Below are 18,546 nucleotides of genomic sequence, written 5' to 3'. Positions count from 1 at the left end.
ACTTCCTGTCCCCCTTTTGCGCCTCTGCTTTTCATCCCCAGCAGAATTATTCTTCCCGGTTATCTTCTGTGTTGTCTTCCCGGCTATCTTCTGTGTTGTAGGCTGTATTGTTTTGTTGGTTATTTCCTAGGTTGCCCCGGTCGCGACGACCACTTAAGCCACGATATTGTTTTTTGGGTTTACCATAGCGTTTTCTGTTTGCCGAATTATTCCGATTCCGCCCATTGGAACCTTCTTTCGTCTCCTCTGAGCGTACCTGCCGGGGTTCATCTTTGGCTTTTGACCAGGCAACTACCCATGCCCCTGCAAAACCCCCAACCGCCCCTAGAAAGATGCTCAAGGGCACCCGATACCCCAGCATTACAAAGCAAATCAGAAAAAACAACCAGTACTTCAACCCAGCAGAGAACCCACTTGAGAGTCCCAGGGATCTGAACCCATTGCCTTTGTTCGTCATAAGTGTCTGGCTAATCCAAGAGTGGCTAATCGAAGAGTGGTTGAATCCTTCAATTAGCCACTTTTCGATTAGCTATTTAATTGTGACTCCCAATCCTGAGTCGTGTCTAAAGTTTTCACGTAGGGTTGTTCGGATTGAGTAAAAGGTTCAGCAGTGGCTTGTTGCTTCGCCAATAGGTCAACGGTAGCATCAGAAACATCACCAGTACGGGAGGCGAGACGATCCTGGCAAACTTCCATTGGTGCCGTGCAGTGGAGGATTTGCAAAGGGATTTGGTGAGCCGTCGCTTGAGCGATCGCATCTTCTCTCAACTTCTGCCGATCGTACTTCGCATCCAAAATCACCGACCAACCCTGGCTTGTCAGCATTATCCCCAATTCCAACAACCGGCTGTAAGTCTTCTGAGTCATCTCATCGGAATAAAGGTCTGCCCCTCCTGGTTGTTCCAAGGGAACGCCGCCTAAATGTTTCCGCAGCGCATCCGAACGGATGTGAATTGCCCCCAAGCGCCGCGCCTGGAGCCGCGCTACCGTACTCTTTCCAGAACCCGATAGACCAGACATCAAAAACAGCTTTCCTTGGCGGGAGGAGCCGCTAGAGGAGCCACTAATAGTGGCATACGCTGGGGACGGCGATCGCGTGTATTCCCACGCCAGTTGGTAATATTGGGCAGCAGTGGCGGCGGCTTTTTCCTTATCCGCTGCGGGAACAGCCGGATCGTCCAACAAGAAAGAAGTCACCTTTGCCCGTACATAAGCTTGACGGCTCAAGTACAAAGGCAACACCTGCAACCCTTCCCAATCTCCCATCTGCTCGACATAAGTATTCAAATAGGCATTGCCGAGGTCTGGACGCGATCGCGCATCCATATCCATCACCGCATAGGCAATGTCGAACATGACATCGACAAAGCGAAACGGCTCGTTAAATTCAATGCAATCAAATAGCAGAATCTTGTCTTGCCAGAGACAAATATTTCTCAGATGTAAATCCCCGTGGCATTCCCGAATCCAATTGTTTTGAATTCTGCTTTTAAATAGCTCCTCTCGCTCGGCGAAGAAAGAGTCTGTATACTGCCTGGTTTCCTCGTAATGTTTCTGAGTTTGCGGCCCACCAATATAGTTTTCAGTTTGCCGATAATTTTCATCAATGGCATCCCGAACTTGAGCCACTTCACCAAATTTACGAATATAGTCATCCGTGTGGGCTTTTTCATGGAATTTGGCAACAACCCGTCCCAAATCCTCCATCAGTTTTTCCGTCAGCAAGCCTTGCTCAAACAGATTGCTGAATAAGCCATCTTGGGGAAATTGGCGCATTTTCAGCACATATTCCACCGGCTCACCCGTGCCATTTAGATGAAATTGGTCGTCTGTCTGAGTAATGGGCAAAATTTCTAAATAAATTTCCGACGCACCGCGCTGATTCAGGCGGATTTCTTCATTACAAAAATGCTGCCTTAGCTCTAAGGTTGAATAGTTTAAAAAGCCAAAATTCATCGGCTTTTTAACTTTATAAACCAAATCACCCGTCAACAACACATAAGAAACGTGTGTTTGAATCAGCTCAATTGGTTGCGTCACCGGATGAGGATAAAAACTCGGCTGCAACATCTGCTGAATTAAAGGGGGAAAAGAAGCTTCTGTCATATTTTTTGCGTTCTATAGCGCGATCGCGCATGGCTTCACTAATGTGTCTTTACGGTTAAAAAAAAGCCAGGGGCTTAACCCCTGGTTTTCAAGGCAATGAGAAACAAACTGGCAAAAAGCCATCGTCTCATGCTTCAGATTCAGTTTCCGACTCAGTTTCTTGATCTTCAGCTTGGACTTGAGGTTGGAGGACACTTACAGTCACTTGATCTGGCTCACCAAGCGCTGTCACCCCAGGTGGCAAAACGAGTTCGCCGATATGCAATTTATCTCCAATATGCAAATTAGAGACATCAATCTCAATCGAATCAGGGATGCTTTCAGGCGCACACCGCACCTGAAGTTCGTTGAGTACGGGGTCTAATACGCCGCCTTCTTGCTTAACACCATAGGCTTCTCCTACATAATGCAGGGGCACTTGCACATCCAGATCGCCATGAGCCGCGACCGCAAAAAAGCTGAGGTGATACAGGGAGGTTCTTTTCCAAGGATGCGTCTGCACTTCTTTGAGCAGTGTTTTACCACTCCAAGAAATCTCAGGAATGTTGAGCTGAATCAAGGTGTTATTAACAGAGGCACCTTTGAGTAAGGTTTCAGCCTTTTTGGCTTCCAAAGTCAACTCAATGGATTCAGTTCCTTTGTGCCCGTATAGGACGGCTGGGACTAATCCACTGCGACGAAGGGCATTCGGCTTGCTCCCTTCAGGGCGCTTTTGACATTCAACTGTATGTTCCATCTTCGTTGTTTGTGAGTTGCTAATAGTGACTTGGTAATTGGCATCTTCATAAAAAATTAGAAATTAAAAATTAGAAAATCGTCTTTCTTCAATTTTTAATTTCTAACTTTTAATTTTTTCGCCTATTACCGATGTGATGTTACCGGCGTGCCATTGGCGTGCAATAGCGCCCGCTTGGGTCCGTGGATCGGATCTTCTACTATAATCGTTTGATCGCGGCTAGCACCGAGGGAGACGATCGCAATTGGGACATCCATCAGCTCTGCCAGGAACTTGAGATAATCCAACGCCTGCTGGGGTAAGTCTTCCAGGGTACGGCAGTCAGCAGTGGATTGTTTCCATCCGGGCAGAGTTTTGTAAACCGGCTGACAGCGGGAAAATTGACGAGAGTTGGTGGGGAAGTCTTCGGTGCGATCGCCATCAATTTCGTAGGCGACGCAGACCTTAATTTCCTCTAGTTCGTCGAGAACATCTAGTTTGGTGATCGCGAGACAGTCGAGACCGTTAATCCGCACGGCATAACGACCGATCACCGCATCAAACCATCCACAGCGGCGCTTGCGCCCCGTCGTGGTGCCAAATTCCGCCCCGCGATCGCACAACATTTCTCCGACGCTGCCATTCTGTTCGGTGGGAAACGGCCCTTCTCCTACCCGCGTCGTGTACGCTTTCGCCACCCCAATCACGCGGTCGATCATCGTTGGTCCAACCCCAGCACCCACGCAAGCTCCCCCGGCGACTGGGTTTGAGGAGGTAACGTAAGGATAGGTTCCGTGATCTAAGTCTAAGAGCGTTCCTTGGGCACCCTCAAACAAAACATTGCGCCGTCGCCCAATCGCGTCGTAAATCTTTAGGGAACTATCCACGATATGCGGACGCAAACGCTCGGCGTACCCCAGGTACTGCTCGATCACGATTTCTGCATCCAGGGGCGGTAAGTTGTAAAGCTTTTCTAAAATGACGTTTTTATAATCGATCGTCCATCGCACCTGTTCGCGCAAACCCTCGGTATCCATCAAGTCTAAGACTCGAATGCCGGTTCGCTCTGACTTATCTGCATAAGTAGGGCCAATCCCACGTCCGGTGGTACCGATTTTATAGCTACCGCGTCGCTCCTCGGATGCCTGGTCAATTAACCTGTGGTAAGGCATCGTGACGTGGGCATTCTGAGAAATCAGTAGATTACGGGTAGATATCTTCAGAGCTTCTAATTGATCCAGTTCTTCAATCAGAACCTGCGGATCGATGACCGTCCCACAACCAATAATGCACTCGGTGTCCGGATATAAAATTCCAGAGGGAATCAGGTGCAGTTTAAAGGTCTGATCCTCCACCACGACGGTGTGCCCAGCGTTGACACCCCCTTGGTAACGTACTACGACATCTGCTGATTTACTCAGTAAATCAGTTATCTTACCTTTGCCTTCATCGCCCCACTGGGCACCGATCACAACTACGTTAGCCAAGGGTTTATTAAAAGAGCTAGAGTTTTCACAAATTACAATTATTAACAGATGGTGCTACCGCTGTCAACTTCAGGTTAACAATTCGCAGCTTCACATCTATAAAAGGGGCGCACCGCGCACCCTTAGCAACTAACAAGATAACAACTCCACAACTACGGCAAGAGGTTCCTGTGTCTTTATATGCTGAATTACATCGCCATCTTGGCGGTTCTGTTGTGCCTCGTATTCTTTGGCGGTATTTCCATCGCAGCGATTCTGAGCTGGCTCAACGATTTCCGAATTATCCAGAGTTTGAAGAATTTTACACGCGACCCCGCAACACGCTGGATGAGTATCTAGAACTACATACACTGGTGGAAAGTACGCAAACGGCCGAAACTTTGCCCTATTTCATCTATCGGCTGATTCGGGGTGCTTATATCTTTGAGAATTTGGCTTATTTGGAATTGCGATATACACCGTATCTGCGAACGTCCGAGCATTTAAGCCAATCAGAACGAATTGACCAAATGGCGACAATTGTGGATATTGTCGGCAAAGCCAGTCGGGTGCCTGAGTATCCGATTGTGACCAGCCAAATTCTGTGTATGCACTCGCGGCTCCCTTATGAGGTGAACCGGGCGATTGTTGATTTGGCAGCACAGAAGAAGGAGTATGTCTGCGCGGTGGACATGGCGGGAGGAGATGCCCAAATTTCCGAGCGTTTGGATGAGTTTGTCCAATTGTATAAGGATGCGCGATCGCTCGGTGTTAAAACCACGGGTCATCTCTACGAAACCCCTTCTGGCTGTTATCCGGAACTGCTGCCGCATTTGATGCGAATCGGTCACGGCATCCAAATCCCCCTGCAATACCCAGAATTATTACCACAATTGGCTCAACAAAATCAGTGTTTGGAAGTATGTCCTACCACGTACTTAAAAACAGGCACGTTGGAGGATATGCGTCAACTCAAACTGGTGTTTGACCGCTGTTTTGAAGCGGGTGTAGATATTGCCATCTGTACTGATAATGCTGGATTACACAATGTGCGTCTGCCTTTTGAGTATGAGAATCTGCTGACACTGGATATTATTGATTTTGAACAGTTGCAAGCTTGTCAAGAGGCGGCATTCCGTCATGCCTTTGCTTGGCCTTACAGCCAACGTCCGGCATCACTTTTGACAGGATTGCTGCATCCTGCATCCACGAATGTTTTAGCAGCCAGTAGTTAGGACATTAATCGAGAAATCGATAGCAATTCTCATTTGAATTAAATACGGCACAAGAACCTAATTTATTCTTCTTCTCGATGCTGACTTATCTCCAAATCGCTAAAGTCGAGTTGTCAGAAATGAGTGAATTCAATACTTGCGAGTTGGAGGAATCAATGAGTGTTTGAGCTGGCGATAAGCGATCGCGCCGTGTCAGCATCGACCGGCTTCGAGAAGAAATATCCTTGAGCGTATTCGCATTGAAGCGATCGCAGTTGAGCCAGTTGCTCTACGGTTTCCACACCCTCTGCGATCGCATTCATTCCCAGATTGTGGGCCAGCATCACGATTGTCCGGACAATCTCCAGACTCTCATTATCTCCTGCCATCTGGGTGACGAAAGATCGGTCAATTTTCAGCTTATCGATCGGAAAACGACGCAAGTAACTTAAGGATGAATAACCCGTCCCGAAGTCATCCATATACAACTGAACGCCCAGCTTTCTCAGTCGCCAAAGCATTGCTGATGCAGATTCAACATTTTCCATAATGGCGCTTTCAGTAATTTCTAGTTTTAAGCTGCTAGCATCCACGCCAGTTTCCGCGAAAATTTCAGCGATGCGTTCCACTAAATCAGGTTGAGAAAACTGTTTACCTGAAAGATTTACGCTGATACTCAAAGGGATAGAACTCGGAAATTGAGTCTGCCATTCGCGCAATTTGGTGCAAGCTTCGCGCAGTACCCACCAGCCAATCCGAGTAATCAATCCGGTTTCTTCTGCAACCGGAATAAACTCTCCCGGAGAAACAAGACCGCGTTCGGGATGTTGCCAACGTAACAGGGCTTCAAAACTAACAACCTGGTTAGTTTGCAGAGATACAATCGGTTGATAGTGAAGAAGAAATTCTCCCCGTTCAGTCGCTCTTTGCAAATCAGTTTCTAACTGAAGCAGCGCCACTGCACGGGCGTGCATATTTTTATCAAAGACCTCATAACGAGCCTTCCCCAGTGCCTTCGCTCGATACATGGCGATATCGGCATCGCGCAGGAGATCCTCTGGATGCTCATAACCCCCATAGTCGGGGTAAGAAGACCCTGCCCCTACAGCAATGCCAATACTGGCGGTGGTAAATACTTCATGCCCGTTTAAATTTAACGGCAAAGTCAGTTCCTGATGGATGCGATCGGCAACATGGGTAGCATCGCCGATCCCATTGATATTTTCCAGCAGAATCGCAAACTCATCTCCACCCAGACGCGCTACCGTATCGCCGTGGCGAAGGCTTTTTTCTAGGCGTTTAGCGATCGCAATCAGCATTTGATCGCCGACAATATGCCCAAGGCTGTCGTTGACATTTTTAAATCGGTCAAGATCCAAAAACAGGACGGCAAATAAATAATTCTCGGAATGCTTTGCTCGCTCAAGCGCCCGATGCAAGCGCTCCATGAACAAAGCTCGGTTGGGCAAATCGGTGAGAACATCATAAAACGCATTGTGCAGCAGTTGCTCTTCCGCTTGTTTGCGCTCCGTAATATCCATTTGAATGCCAACAAAATGAGTAACAACACCCTCGCTGTTGTAAATCGGCGAGACATTTAACTCATTCCAAAAATGGGTGCCATCTTTACGGAAGTTGCGTAAAACAACAGTCGCAGCTTTTCCTAACCGCAGCGCTGTTCGCAGTTCCTGTAACCCCGATTGATTGGTTTCTTCTCCTTGCAGAAAACGGCAATTTCGTCCAGTGACTTCCGCCGCCGTATAACCTGTAATCCGCTCAAAAGCTGGATTCACATAGATAACAGGTAAATCGGGCAGTCTGGCGTCAACGATAACAATCCCATTACTACTAGCAGCGATCGCGCGATCGCGCAATCGGGAAGTTTCCTCGACCCGCTGGCGTTCTGTCACATCCCGAATCACCAACACCCAATTGCTCGTTCCTAAACCCGCCTTGGCGATCAACGGTTGAGCGACGACTTCAAAAACCTGGCGCTGTACTCCCTCCAGCACCACCTCATGGCAAAACTTTCCCTCGCTCGGTGGCTGTAGCAGCATCTCCAAAGACTGCTCTCCTAAAAAAGTCACAATATTGCTCGGAGTAGAACTCTGGTTTTGTAAGAGCGCCAGATACTTCCAAGCCGCCTGGTTTGCCAGAACAATCCGCTGGTTGGCATCCAGTAGCAGCACTCCCTCCGGCAAATTTTCTACCAAGCTCTCTAAATGTTGTTGTTCAGCAGCCAGCAGCGTCCGCAACCGCTGAATAGAGGCAGAAGCCTGGTTCGCCACCGTGTACAGCAATCGTACCTGCTCTTCAGTAAATGCTCCCTCCGCTTGAGCTGCCACGAATAGCAGTCCCACCACTTGGTTGCCTTCAGCATTAATAATCGGCACTTGGAAAGACGAACCCAAACTGTGAATGGGCGATCGCGTTCCATCAAATCCCTGTGGCTCTATCGTTGTAATTGGGCATTGCTCCGCCTCTAGTTGGGTATTTTTCCCCCTCATGCGGACAAAAGTTTTGAGCAGCCGCTGTTGGATTTCCTCCTGAACTTCCGGCGCGAGGGTGCAATTCGGTTGGATGAAAACATGGCACAAGTCTTCAGTCATCAAGATGCTCGCTGAGACATCATGGGGCACGGCACGATGCAGGTGTGCCAACATCAGTCGCACCAATTCTTCGTAGTTTAAGGTGTAACCCAGTTGCCAAAAAAGCTCGTACAGCATCTCCAAAGTGCGGAAGCGCATCTGACTCGCCTCCAACTCTCGTGCCTGCTGTTCCAAAGCACTGACCAAACGCTGTCGCTCCATCACGGACTCTATATACTTCAACTCGGAGCCATCCACGGGTTGCAAGACCCGATAATCCTGAATTTCTATTGGATCTATCTTTAGGAGGAGGTCTTCCTCATCGATTTTTTTCAACATAATACGAGGCTTTTTATAATTCAGCAAAAATTTTAAGGAAAGCAGCAAAGCTACAAGCAGTTAGTCCTCAAGCAAATAAGAAACAGCATCAAGGGCGCTCTTCGCTAGATGCGAAGAAAGCGATCGCCAGTCCGCAAACGTGCGGCAAATCATGGCTAGCAATAGATGCAGCCAAAAATCCCAGAATTTAGCAGACACCCTTGGCGTTGTCTTTACGAAATAACTCCCCGATCGCGGTATTTATCCTGGCAGGTACTCCCTTAGCGCTTTCCGGGAGAGCCTACCAAAGGCTTTTTATTGATTTTGGCGCTTCAACAATCTGACCACGGTCAATTTGTCTAATGATATTGTTCCCTGTTTTGTAGTATTCGTCGATACACTATGTCAAAGATGGGGGGTTCTACCCATACCAGAGGTTGATCGATTTGTTGGAGTAGGATACAGCTTTCCAGCCTTCTTTCTCGTTATCCGTAGGAAGGCTCTTTTTAGTAAAAGCAACCAGATATAAATTTAAATTTCTCCGTAAAAGCCTTCTTGGACGCTAACTCCCTTCCCTTGGCGAATCGTGTAAGGATAGGGGCGGGTGTCAGAGTGAGTCCCTCTAGATTTACGGACTTGAAGTACCCGAAAACCTTGCCCCGTCTGACCCATCTCGCCCCAGTTCGGAACGTACACATCCAGAACGACATCGTAACTATTAAGCAAGCTGTAAAGAATGCTCTCATTGAGTGTTTTGGGGAGAATTGTGTCAAATAATGCCACATCCAGTTGCCGCAGCAGACGATTCTTGCGTTCGATGAAGGTGATGAACTCATCCGGAGCATATTGGACAGCAAGCGGGGTCAGAGAATCTGTAATCAACCGACAGGGTTTGGGCATTGCCCGCAGGTGACGCTCGATATCGTAGAGAAAGCGTTCCATATCAGTCAGGTCAATATATTCTTCGCTAGAGAAAGGATGAGTATCTAAAATACGCAGGTGTTGCGATCGCAAATAGGACTCGATCTCGACTCCGAACACTTCCATTTGTTGGCGTAGCAAGTAGCTAGGAGCCTCCGTCGCAATAAAAAGAGCGCTTTCCCCTCGTTGCAATCCCTCAATCGCAAACTGCTGAGCGAGCGTCGTCTTGCCGACTCCCTGTTCTCCGCGCACCAACCAAGCAGAACCATAGAAAACTCCCTCCCGTGCGATCGCGTTTAACGGCGAGAAAGCCAGCAGTGGCGGTGTCTTTATTCCGCTAGTTTTTTGTTCAGTCGGTGCCAGATATAACACCTCGATGCCCTGATGACCGATTTCCATGCGGTGGCGACCCGGTACATGGTCAGCGGCACGCATTTTGTAAACTTCAATGTAGCGTCGGCGCTGAAGACCATTTACGTCTGTGGAAAGGACAATCGTCCCATCCACCACAGTTTCTTCCACCCCAAAGCGAGAAAGGCGGTTTACTTCGCCTGCGGGAATATTGGAGATGAGAAAACCCACTGCACCAACCCGCTGCACCAGCGTAGACAATTGGAATGTTTTTTCCCGCTGCACTGCCAAATCTTTCACTTTGTGCAGGAAGACAGAAAAGGAATCGACGACAAAGCGCGAAGGCTGGAAACTGGCGATTTCCTGCGCCATGCGCTCTAAGTGTTCCTCGACCCGAATCTCCGTCTGGGGAATAAAAATGATCCGTAACAAGCCTTTGGCTTCCAAATCTTGAGGGTTCCAGCCGAAACCCTCTGCCATTCGGAACAAGCGATCGCGCGTTTCCTCAAAAGAAAACAGCAGTCCCTTCTCTCCCTGAAGAGCGCCATTAACTAGAAACTGCATGGCAAGCGTCGTCTTACCCGTTCCAGAAACACCGGAAAGGAGGATAGACCGCCCCTGAGGGATACCGCCCCGAAGAATGCTATCGAGTCCAGTAATTCCTGTCGATGCCGTCTCGCTCTCCTCCTCCAAACTTGTCTCCCGACGTTTGAGCGTCAGCATTGAACCCAAAACCTGAACCCCCCCATCTGTGAGCGCAAACGGGTAAGGCACCATCTCGGTCGCTCGACCGCGCATTTTATATACCTGGAGAAAACGCTGCTGTTCCCCCTCCTGGAGTGCAATGTTCAGATAAACAATGCCATCAGCTACTGCAAATTCTGCCCCTTCACCAATATCCGAGCGGTCATACTCCCCTAATAAAAAGGCGGTACACCGCGCACTCGCTAGACGAACGGAGAGGTCATAACAGAAGCGACGAAAATCGCTCACGTCGTCAGACAAATCGCGGATGGCTTTAAAGGAATCAATCGCCAGAATTTCCGGTTGGTGTTTTTCTACCCTGGCGAGAATCTCGTCAGCTAATTCGGTCAGGGAATGCTCGCGGATAAAAGGCCCGATATCCTGAAAAAGTACCTGTTCCCCAAAAACTTCTACATCAAAGAAGCTGAAGCACTGCATATAGCGCACCACCTTCAACGTCGGCTCCGAAAGGGTTGTCAGGTAAAGAACTTTGGCAGTGCTGTGATTCCGGATGTGGTTAAAGAGCATTTGCTGCACCAGGATTGTCTTACCTGTCCCCGGTTGTCCAGCAACAATATTCAGTGAATAAACAGGGATGCCTCCGCCCATTACGGCGTCTAAGTTGGGAACACCTGTCGGCATTAGTTTAATATTGCTCATCCCTCAGCCCTTTTCCAGTTGTTGTTTTAACTGCTGCACGAGGGGTTCCACCTTCCGCAACAGGATTCCACCCGTTAAATCGATTAGTAGAGCCATTACGTTATCAGTAAAAGCCATCAGTCCGGCTCGGACGGCTGTACGCTCGAAGGCATCCAAATTGTTCTTCAGTTGCTTAAGGCAAATTCCATCGCTATCGATATTAATTTCTTGGCATAGCGGATGGTCGCGACTTGCTTCTAAGAGGGCACTCCGAAAAACAGCAACCGTCGCCGTCTCGCCAATTAAACCGACAATGCGTTCCCACAGCCGCTCTAAAAGTTCGCTAAAGATGTCTAAAGTCTCCTGTTTGCCTGCTTCTAGCATCTCTGCTTGGGCTTGACGCAGTGTTGTCTTTTGGCTATCTTCATCCGTGGATTCTGTCATCTCCAACCTTCTCACGGCTTCTGTTCGCCGACGCCAGACTCTCAAGTAGACTCCTGTTCAGTCTGCTTGACTGTCTACAGAACCCTAGCCTGGTGGCGTTTTTGTAAAACTTACCGTGCTTGTTATTACTGGTTTCTACCATAGTCCTCACCGCTAGGGTCAATTTAACGGTGATTTCTTTATTTTATGCTCAAAATTCTATCGGAAATGGCAACTGGCGGTGGTTGTGGGGCTGGCTTTGCCTGAGTAAGGAGTAGAAACCCCTCAATTTCCTACGTTTCAGGAGAATTGAGGAGCTTCTCAGTAAATCTGCTCAATTGAGATGCGCTTGATTGGTGGAATTAGATGGCTTGAATCCACTCTTTGACATCGTATTCAGTCCAGATGCCGTTTTGCCAGTAGGGGTCAGCTTCAATTAACTGGCGCACGGCGGCTTCATCTTCCGCCTCATAGATGCCGAACACTTTAGTGATGTCCTTCGTCGGGCCAATCGTCATCAGAATACCCGCTTCTTTTTGGGCAGCAAGACCGTCTAGATGCGCTTGCCGATAAGGCGATCGCTTTTCCAAAACATCCTCGCAATAGCTTCCCCACATTACGTATTTAGGCATGGTTAATAGCAGTAAAGTTTTGAGTTTTGAGTTTTGAGGGTTAAATCAACATTCAACCCTCAAAACTTTATTTAACTTCTCAGATTAACGCCGAATTTTTCGACGAGAGCTTCGCGGACTTTTTGATGCACTGGCTCGACATCTTCATCGGTAAGCGTGCGATCGCTTGCTCTGTAAACTAAGCGAAACGCTAAGCTGCGCTGTCCTTCTGGGACATTTTTCCCTTGATATTCATCAAACAACTCGACGGATTCTAGTAGGGATGTACCCTGGTGTTTGTCCGCAACAGCAGCTTTAGCGATCGCTCGTTTCAAGTCTGAGACAGAAACCTGAATCGAGGCGAACAAAGCCAAATCCCGGCTGGATGCTGGGAAGGTGGAGTAAGGCTTGAAAAGAGGCGTCCGGTTTTCCTCTGCATCCAGGTAATCCAAAACTACATCCAAATCCAGCTCGAAGACGTAGACTTCATCCGGCAAGTCCCGTTCTTGCCGGAGTTGGGGATGGAGTTGCCCAAACGTTCCTAATCGGTTTCCCTGCACCCACAAAGAAGCCGTGCGTCCCGGATGCAGGCGTGGGTCGCGGCGGTCTGGCTGATATTCGACTGGCAGGCTGAGTTGCTCAAATACGCTTTGCAACGCTCCTTTCGCTTCAAACCAAGTCATGGGTTGTGGCTTGCCTCCTCGCGTCCAATTGCCTTGAGTCAAGGAGTCACCGCCTAAAATTCCAGCAACGGAATCAGCTTCGATAAGTCCGTCCTCTTCCCGCCAGAAGATCCGACCCATCTCAAACCCATTCAACGGGCCATTGCCTTGTTCTAAGTTGTACTGGAAGGCGTCAATCAAAGCGGAGATTAGCTCAGTTCGCAGAGACGAATATTCTGCAAACATGGGATTTGCGATCGCGACTTCTGTATCGTTCTTGGTTTTCGCTACGGAGTAAGAGTAATGCATGACTTCTGTCAATCCTGCTGCCCGAAAAGCTTCCCTCATCTGGCGCATCAGCATCTGATCGACAGAAAGGTACCCCGGTTCAGTCTTATCTGGTAGGGTGTCGCAGAATTTGTTGTAGCCGTAGAGGCGAGCAACTTCTTCAATTAAATCGATTTCTCGCTCCAAGTCTCGGTAGCGATAAGGCGGTACTTTCACCGTCCACTTCAGGGATTCCGAAGGCTGAAGCTTAGAATCTTCTCGATCCGTCCGCATTCCACCTTCATCCTGCTTCGTCACTGGCTGTAGCTGACACCCCAGCGCCGTTAGGATGCGCTCAACATCTTCAGCGTGAACTTCCCCTGTAGTTTCAGTGTCTCCCATCTCTACTGGGCCTAAAACGTGATTTACCCGGTCTAGACGCAGTTCAATCGAACGACTCCAAGTTGAGGGGTCGGGTCTGGTGTCGGCAATTTCTTGTGCTACGGGAGTGCCCCCTACAAACTCCGAGAGCAGCGCGATCGCTCGTTGACAAGCAATTCCCAATTCTGCCTGATTGACGCCCCGCTCGTAGCGCCCAGAGGCTTCTGTCCTTAAGTTTTGACTGCGTGCCGACCGGCGGATTGCCACCGGGTCAAACAAAGCGGCTTCTAAAATTAAATTTTCAGTCCCTTCATACACTTCGGTTTCTTCACCGCCCATGACCCCAGCCAGTGCCACCGGGTGGTCGTTGGCAGTAATCAGCAGATTTTGGGGTTGCAAGGTGCGGGTTTGACCGTCCAGGGTTTTGAGGGATTCCCCAGGATTGGCAAAGCGAACCCCGATCTGTAGCGGTGAGGTTCCCCCGGCTCCACCACTTGCCACGGATTGCAAGCGATCGCGGTCAAAGGCGTGGAGCGGCTGACCCCATTCCAGCAAAATATAGTTGGTAATATCTACCACGTTATTAATGGGTCGGACTCCAGCGGCTTGTAATCGCCCCTGCAACCATGTCGGAGAAGGCGCAATTTTGACTTTTTCGATTACCGTCCCGATGTAAGCCGGACACGCTTGACCCGAAGCAATTCGCAACTTCAGACCGCCATCCCCCTGCGGGATTGACACTTCTGGGGCTTTTGGAAGTCGCAGGGCGGCACCCGTCAGCGCCGAGACTTCCCGTGCGACGCCGACCATACTCAAAGCATCAGCACGATTTGCCGTTGATGTCAAGTCTAAAATCACATCATCTAAGCCCAGGAGCGATCGCACATCGCTACCCAGTTGAAGATTTTCCTGCCCAAAAATATGAATTCCTGCGGACTCTTTTGCCAAACCTAATTCCGCTAAAGAGCAAATCATCCCCTCGGAAGGAACGCCCCGGAGTTTAGCCGGTTTAATTTTCAGATCAACAGCAGGTAGATAAGTCCCGATGGTGGCGATAGGCACATAAATATCTGCTCTGGCATTGGATGCCCCGCAGACAATATTTAAGGGGGACGTTCCTCCCACATCGACTGTACACACCCTGAGCTTATCTGCATTCGGATGGGGTTGAATCTCTAGAACTTTCCCGACCACCACCCCATCCGCCCAAGTGCGGCGGTCTTCAATATCTTCTACTTCAAACCCAGCCATTGTTAGCGTGTGCGCCAACTCCGCCGGAGTCATCGTCAAGTCAACCAATTCTTGTAGCCAGTTCAGAGAAATACGCATTTACGCTTAAGCTTTTACTTACCTCAGCCCGATCATTTTACCGTTTTGTACAGCTGAAGCATTCCGGCGACGAGTGGGGAAAGCCAAAGATAGAAATGCCCGCAGACGCAGCCTTCTGGGAGAGTCTTCCGGGAGGGTGAGTGCGATCGCTTCTCCAGGTGAGCGTGTTGCTTAGCACCATCCCCCTCAGCTTCTTTGTTCCTTTGTTCTGCTGTTCTGCCAGAATTTTGCCCTCACTTCCAGATGGCATGAGTGTTTTAGGGGTAACACCAATCACATCTAGCGCTTCTGGATGTGCTATCAAAGATATGGAAACAATTTTTGTGCTTAATCCCGACCCGCTTCTTCTGTTCGCTAGTTGTTTGATTACAATTTAATACCGTCTCTAACTGCAATGTTTGAGAAAAATCTTGGCAGTTGCAGGAGTACATCGTTTTTCAATTCTTTAAGCAAAGATTAATCGTCTTTAGCAACTCTTTAAAGAATTGTCCGTAAATGTACCATGCTTATTGTTTATTAATGCCTCGATAATTTAAGTTAGGGTAGCAATATCCGGTTTCAGCATCCCGGTGAGTCTGAATGAGCTACTGCCTCAATCCCGCCTGTCCAAATCCGCAAAACCACGACCACGCCGAAGTTTGTCGGTCCTGTGGCTCAGAACTCCTATTACGAAAGCGCTATCGAGTCAGTCAAGCGCTGGGGCAAGGAGGTTTTGGAGCGACCTTTTTAGCTGAGGATGAGTCTTTGCCTGGGGAGCCAAGTTGCGTAATCAAGCAACTAAGACCAGCAACGACTGTAGCCCACGTTTTACAAATGGCACGCGAGCTATTTGAACGAGAAGCCAGAACCTTGGGGAAAATCGGCAATCATCCCCAAGTACCACGGCTGCTGGATTACTTTGAAGACAACCAGCAGTTTTACTTAGTGCAGGAGTATATCAGCGGCTTGACGCTACAGCAGGAGGTTAAAGGATCGGGACCTCTAAGCGAAGCTGGTGTCAAGCAATTCTTAAGCGAAATTTTGCCCGTCCTGCACTACATCCACAGCCAGCAGGTGATTCACCGGGACATTAAACCTGCCAACTTGATTCGCCGCGAACAAGACCGCAAACTGGTTCTGATTGACTTTGGAGCAGTGAAAAACCAAGTCAGTCCGACAACGGCAAACAGTAGCTCCGAGCAAACCGCTTTGACGGCTTACGCAATTGGGACACCCGGATTTGCCCCGCCCGAACAGATGGCAATGCGCCCGGTTTATGCTAGCGACCTGTATGCATTGGGGGTCACTTGCGTTTATCTGCTGACTGGAAAATCGCCAAAAGACTTAGATTACAATCCGTCAACGGGCGAAATGCTCTGGCGAAAGCAACTTCAGATCAGCGATCATTTTGCCGATGTTCTCAAGAAATTGCTAGAGGTTTCGGTTCGTCATCGCTATCAGTCTGCTGAGGAAGTGTTGAGAGCGCTTGACCTTGAACCGTATCTCGACAGCTTGGAGCAAGGCTTAACGACTAAACCCAATAGCTCCCAGCGACAACCACAAACAGGCAATCGCTACACCAACTCTGGAGACTTAAGCAGTCCAACGCTTTCCTCAGCCCCTTCGACTGGCACTTCCGCCTCAGAACGTCTGGCGATGGCAATTCGAGCACGTCGAGAAAAGTTAGGCATGACCGGACCGCAAACCGGGGGAAGTATGTATAAACCAAGTCCTGCTACCGGCTCTGGTTATCCGCCGACGATGCTCAAAAATAGCGGTTCTAACGGCAATGCTAAGTCAAAACTTCCTGCCAAGTTGGATGCCGTTGGCGTGTTAACTGCCTACACCAAAGGTAGACGAGACTTTGCCTCTCAAGATTTAAGCGCGCTGAACCTGCAACGAGTTAACCTATCAGGAGGCATTTTTCATCAGGCTAAGTTAGCTAAAACCAACCTTCAGGGCGCTGACTTGTCAAGTGCTGATTTTGGCAGGGCGAATTTAGTTGGGGCAATTCTGAAGGAGGCAAATTTGGGCAGGGCTTACTTCAGCACGGCAAATTTGGAAGGAGCTGACCTACGCGGTGCAGATTTGAGCTTTGCCTATCTCAATCATGCGAATCTCCGAGGCGCAAATTTGTGTGGTGCTAATCTCACGGGGGCAAAAGTTAGCGAGGAACAGCTATCGCAGGCCAAAACGAATTGGGCAACCGTTTTACCCACTGGCAAAAGAGGTTTTTGGTAATTGGAAAAGGGAAGTAAGCGCAATAAGTTTTGAGTTAGAAGAGAGTTCTGTAATTCAAAACTCAAAACTTTAAAGTTTTTACCAATGACTCTTTGGGTTAACCAATTGGTAGAACTTGCACCGGCTCTCCAGATGCAATGAAGGTTTGACCTGCTGGTAAAACAGCCAGACCATTAGTTTGAGCAAGATTAATTAAATTACCGGAACTGTGACTACCGCCAGCCAAATGAAATTCATAAGCACCGTTTACTAAATTCATTTTGCCCCAAAGGTAACTTTCTCGTTTACCGTCTGAACGCAAATCGTGATGCGATCGCGCTTGTACAAACTTTGGCTCCCAGCCATCAGCTAGACCAGCAAGTTTTCTCACGGCTGGCTGCACAAATCGCCAAAAACTCACCAAGGAAGAAACTGGATTTCCCGGTAGACCAAAGTATAGAATCGGACGCTGGGCGTTGGGAAATCTGGCGACGGTTAAAGGTTTACCGGGTTTAACCGCAACAGCACGGATATGAATCTCAGCACCGAGTTGGGCAAGAATTTCATCCACATAATCGTAGTCGCCTACGGAAACGCCGCCAGAAGAAATGACCACGTCAGCGGTAGCGATGGCTTGCGCGATCGCTTTCTTGAGCGCCTCTGGTTCATCCCTGACAATCCCCAGCATCTGAGGTTCTGCGCCCGTCTGTGCCACTAATGCAGCGAGGGCGTATTGATTGGAGTCCACGATCTGACCGGGCTTCAGGGGTCGATCCGGTGTCACCAATTCGTCGCCAGTGGACAGAATTGCCACGCGAGGGCGTCGGTAAACGGGCAATTGAGTACACTGAGCCGCTGCTAAGATAGCGATTTCTGGAGCATTGAGAACAATTCCCCCTGGCAAAAGGGCAGTTCCCGCCTGGTAAAAAGCTGCCCGGTGACGCACAAAGGCTCCTAATTCTGCTGGAGCAGTGAAGATAAACACTTGCTTCTCCTCCCGCCGCGTTACTTCCTGCATCACTACAGTATCAGCGCCCTCTGGCATCACCGCACCCGTCAAAATGCGGGCGGTTTGCCCAGTTTGGAGCGATCGCTGCGGTTGATATCCGGCTGGAATCTCCTCTACAATTTCCAGCACTGCTGGCTGTTCGGTGCTAGCTCTGTTCACATCGGAAAATTGCACCGCATACCCATCCATTGCTGAATTCGTCCAGTGGGGAAAATCCAACTCGCTCGTCACCGCAGCCGCTAGAATCCGACCATTGGCGCTAGAGAGGTCTACAACCTCAGCATCCATCTGGTTATCTAGAGGTTGCACTAAATCGAAAATGATTGCCTCTGCTTCTTTAACCAACAGCATCGCCATCAATCCAGCCTCTTCTCAAGAATTGTCTAAAAAATTGTCAGTTAGTAGAGACGCTGATTCATCGCATCTACAGGTTAGTTGCATTGCCTAGCGGCTCTTTTAACCAAGATATCGGTGAGTCGCTTTTGTCTATCCAATGAAACCCGCCGATGCCAGTTAGTTGGTGGACGCTTTTTTGGAGAGCCGTACCCCTACAGTCATCGCTATCAACACATTCATCGACAACAGACAAAAAGCGGTTAGGTG

Annotated in this window: 13 protein-coding genes; 2 read left to right on the top strand and 11 right to left on the bottom strand. The window is 49.0% G+C overall.

Going from position 1 to position 18,546, the window contains the following annotated elements; all coding sequences use genetic code 11:
• Positions 1-46: 46 nt before the first annotated feature.
• The 4 genes from NDI44_RS04810 to NDI44_RS04795 all read right to left on the bottom strand — a co-directional run bounded on the left by NDI44_RS04810 (position 47) and on the right by NDI44_RS04795 (position 4,308).
• Positions 47-346 carry a hypothetical protein gene (locus NDI44_RS04810; protein WP_190528405.1) on the bottom strand — a complete coding sequence of 100 codons (300 nt, stop codon included), beginning with the start codon at positions 344-346 and terminating at the stop codon, positions 47-49.
• Positions 347-525: 179 nt separating this feature from the next.
• The gene (locus NDI44_RS04805) at positions 526-2,106 is read right to left on the bottom strand and encodes an AAA family ATPase (protein ID WP_190412583.1); all 1,581 of its coding nucleotides are present in this window, start codon (positions 2,104-2,106) and stop codon (positions 526-528) included.
• A gap of 127 nt (positions 2,107-2,233) precedes the next feature.
• Positions 2,234-2,842, bottom strand: coding sequence for a 50S ribosomal protein L25/general stress protein Ctc (locus NDI44_RS04800; protein ID WP_190412582.1), 609 nt, complete (start codon positions 2,840-2,842; stop codon positions 2,234-2,236).
• 125 nt (positions 2,843-2,967) lie between these two features.
• Complete coding sequence (locus NDI44_RS04795) at positions 2,968-4,308, bottom strand: adenylosuccinate synthase (protein ID WP_190412581.1); 1,341 nt, start codon at positions 4,306-4,308, stop codon at positions 2,968-2,970.
• 170 nt (positions 4,309-4,478) lie between these two features.
• Here NDI44_RS04795 and NDI44_RS04790 point away from each other — a divergent pair, with 170 nt between their 5' ends.
• Positions 4,479-5,522, top strand: coding sequence for an adenosine deaminase (locus NDI44_RS04790; RefSeq protein WP_190412580.1), 1,044 nt, complete (start codon positions 4,479-4,481; stop codon positions 5,520-5,522).
• Positions 5,523-5,674: 152 nt separating this feature from the next.
• On the opposite strand, the gene NDI44_RS04785 is transcribed toward NDI44_RS04790, so the two are convergent.
• The 6 genes from NDI44_RS04785 to NDI44_RS04760 form a co-directional block, all read right to left on the bottom strand.
• Positions 5,675-8,428, bottom strand: coding sequence for an EAL domain-containing protein (locus NDI44_RS04785; RefSeq protein WP_190412579.1), 2,754 nt, complete (start codon positions 8,426-8,428; stop codon positions 5,675-5,677).
• Positions 8,429-8,938: 510 nt separating this feature from the next.
• Positions 8,939-11,083 carry an ATPase domain-containing protein gene (locus NDI44_RS04780; RefSeq protein ID WP_190412577.1) on the bottom strand — a complete coding sequence of 715 codons (2,145 nt, stop codon included), beginning with the start codon at positions 11,081-11,083 and terminating at the stop codon, positions 8,939-8,941.
• A gap of 3 nt (positions 11,084-11,086) precedes the next feature.
• Positions 11,087-11,506 (bottom strand): hypothetical protein, encoded by a 420-nt coding sequence (locus tag NDI44_RS04775; RefSeq protein ID WP_190412576.1) that lies wholly within the window; start codon positions 11,504-11,506, stop codon positions 11,087-11,089.
• A 341-nt stretch (positions 11,507-11,847) separates the two neighbouring features.
• The gene (locus tag NDI44_RS04770) at positions 11,848-12,117 is read right to left on the bottom strand and encodes a YciI family protein (RefSeq protein WP_190412575.1); all 270 of its coding nucleotides are present in this window, start codon (positions 12,115-12,117) and stop codon (positions 11,848-11,850) included.
• 71 nt (positions 12,118-12,188) lie between these two features.
• Positions 12,189-14,735, bottom strand: a complete 2,547-nt coding sequence (pheT, locus tag NDI44_RS04765) for a phenylalanine--tRNA ligase subunit beta (protein ID WP_190412574.1) — start codon at positions 14,733-14,735, stop codon at positions 12,189-12,191.
• 37 nt (positions 14,736-14,772) lie between these two features.
• The gene (locus NDI44_RS04760) at positions 14,773-15,039 is read right to left on the bottom strand and encodes a hypothetical protein (RefSeq protein WP_190412573.1); all 267 of its coding nucleotides are present in this window, start codon (positions 15,037-15,039) and stop codon (positions 14,773-14,775) included.
• Between the two features lie 275 nt (positions 15,040-15,314).
• Here NDI44_RS04760 and NDI44_RS04755 point away from each other — a divergent pair, with 275 nt between their 5' ends.
• Positions 15,315-16,955, top strand: coding sequence for a serine/threonine-protein kinase (locus NDI44_RS04755; RefSeq protein ID WP_190412572.1), 1,641 nt, complete (start codon positions 15,315-15,317; stop codon positions 16,953-16,955).
• 97 nt (positions 16,956-17,052) lie between these two features.
• Here NDI44_RS04755 and glp read toward each other — a convergent pair whose 3' ends face one another.
• Entirely contained in the window at positions 17,053-18,294 is a 1,242-nt protein-coding gene (glp, locus tag NDI44_RS04750) for a gephyrin-like molybdotransferase Glp (RefSeq protein WP_190412876.1), read from the bottom strand.
• Positions 18,295-18,546 lie beyond the last annotated feature (252 nt).

This window comes from Trichocoleus sp. DQ-A3, assembly GCF_039961975.1.
In the GTDB taxonomy this organism is placed as follows: domain Bacteria; phylum Cyanobacteriota; class Cyanobacteriia; order Cyanobacteriales; family FACHB-T130; genus FACHB-T130.
Note: the sequence above shows the minus strand (reverse complement) of the source record. Positions and strands in the feature narration are given on the sequence as shown.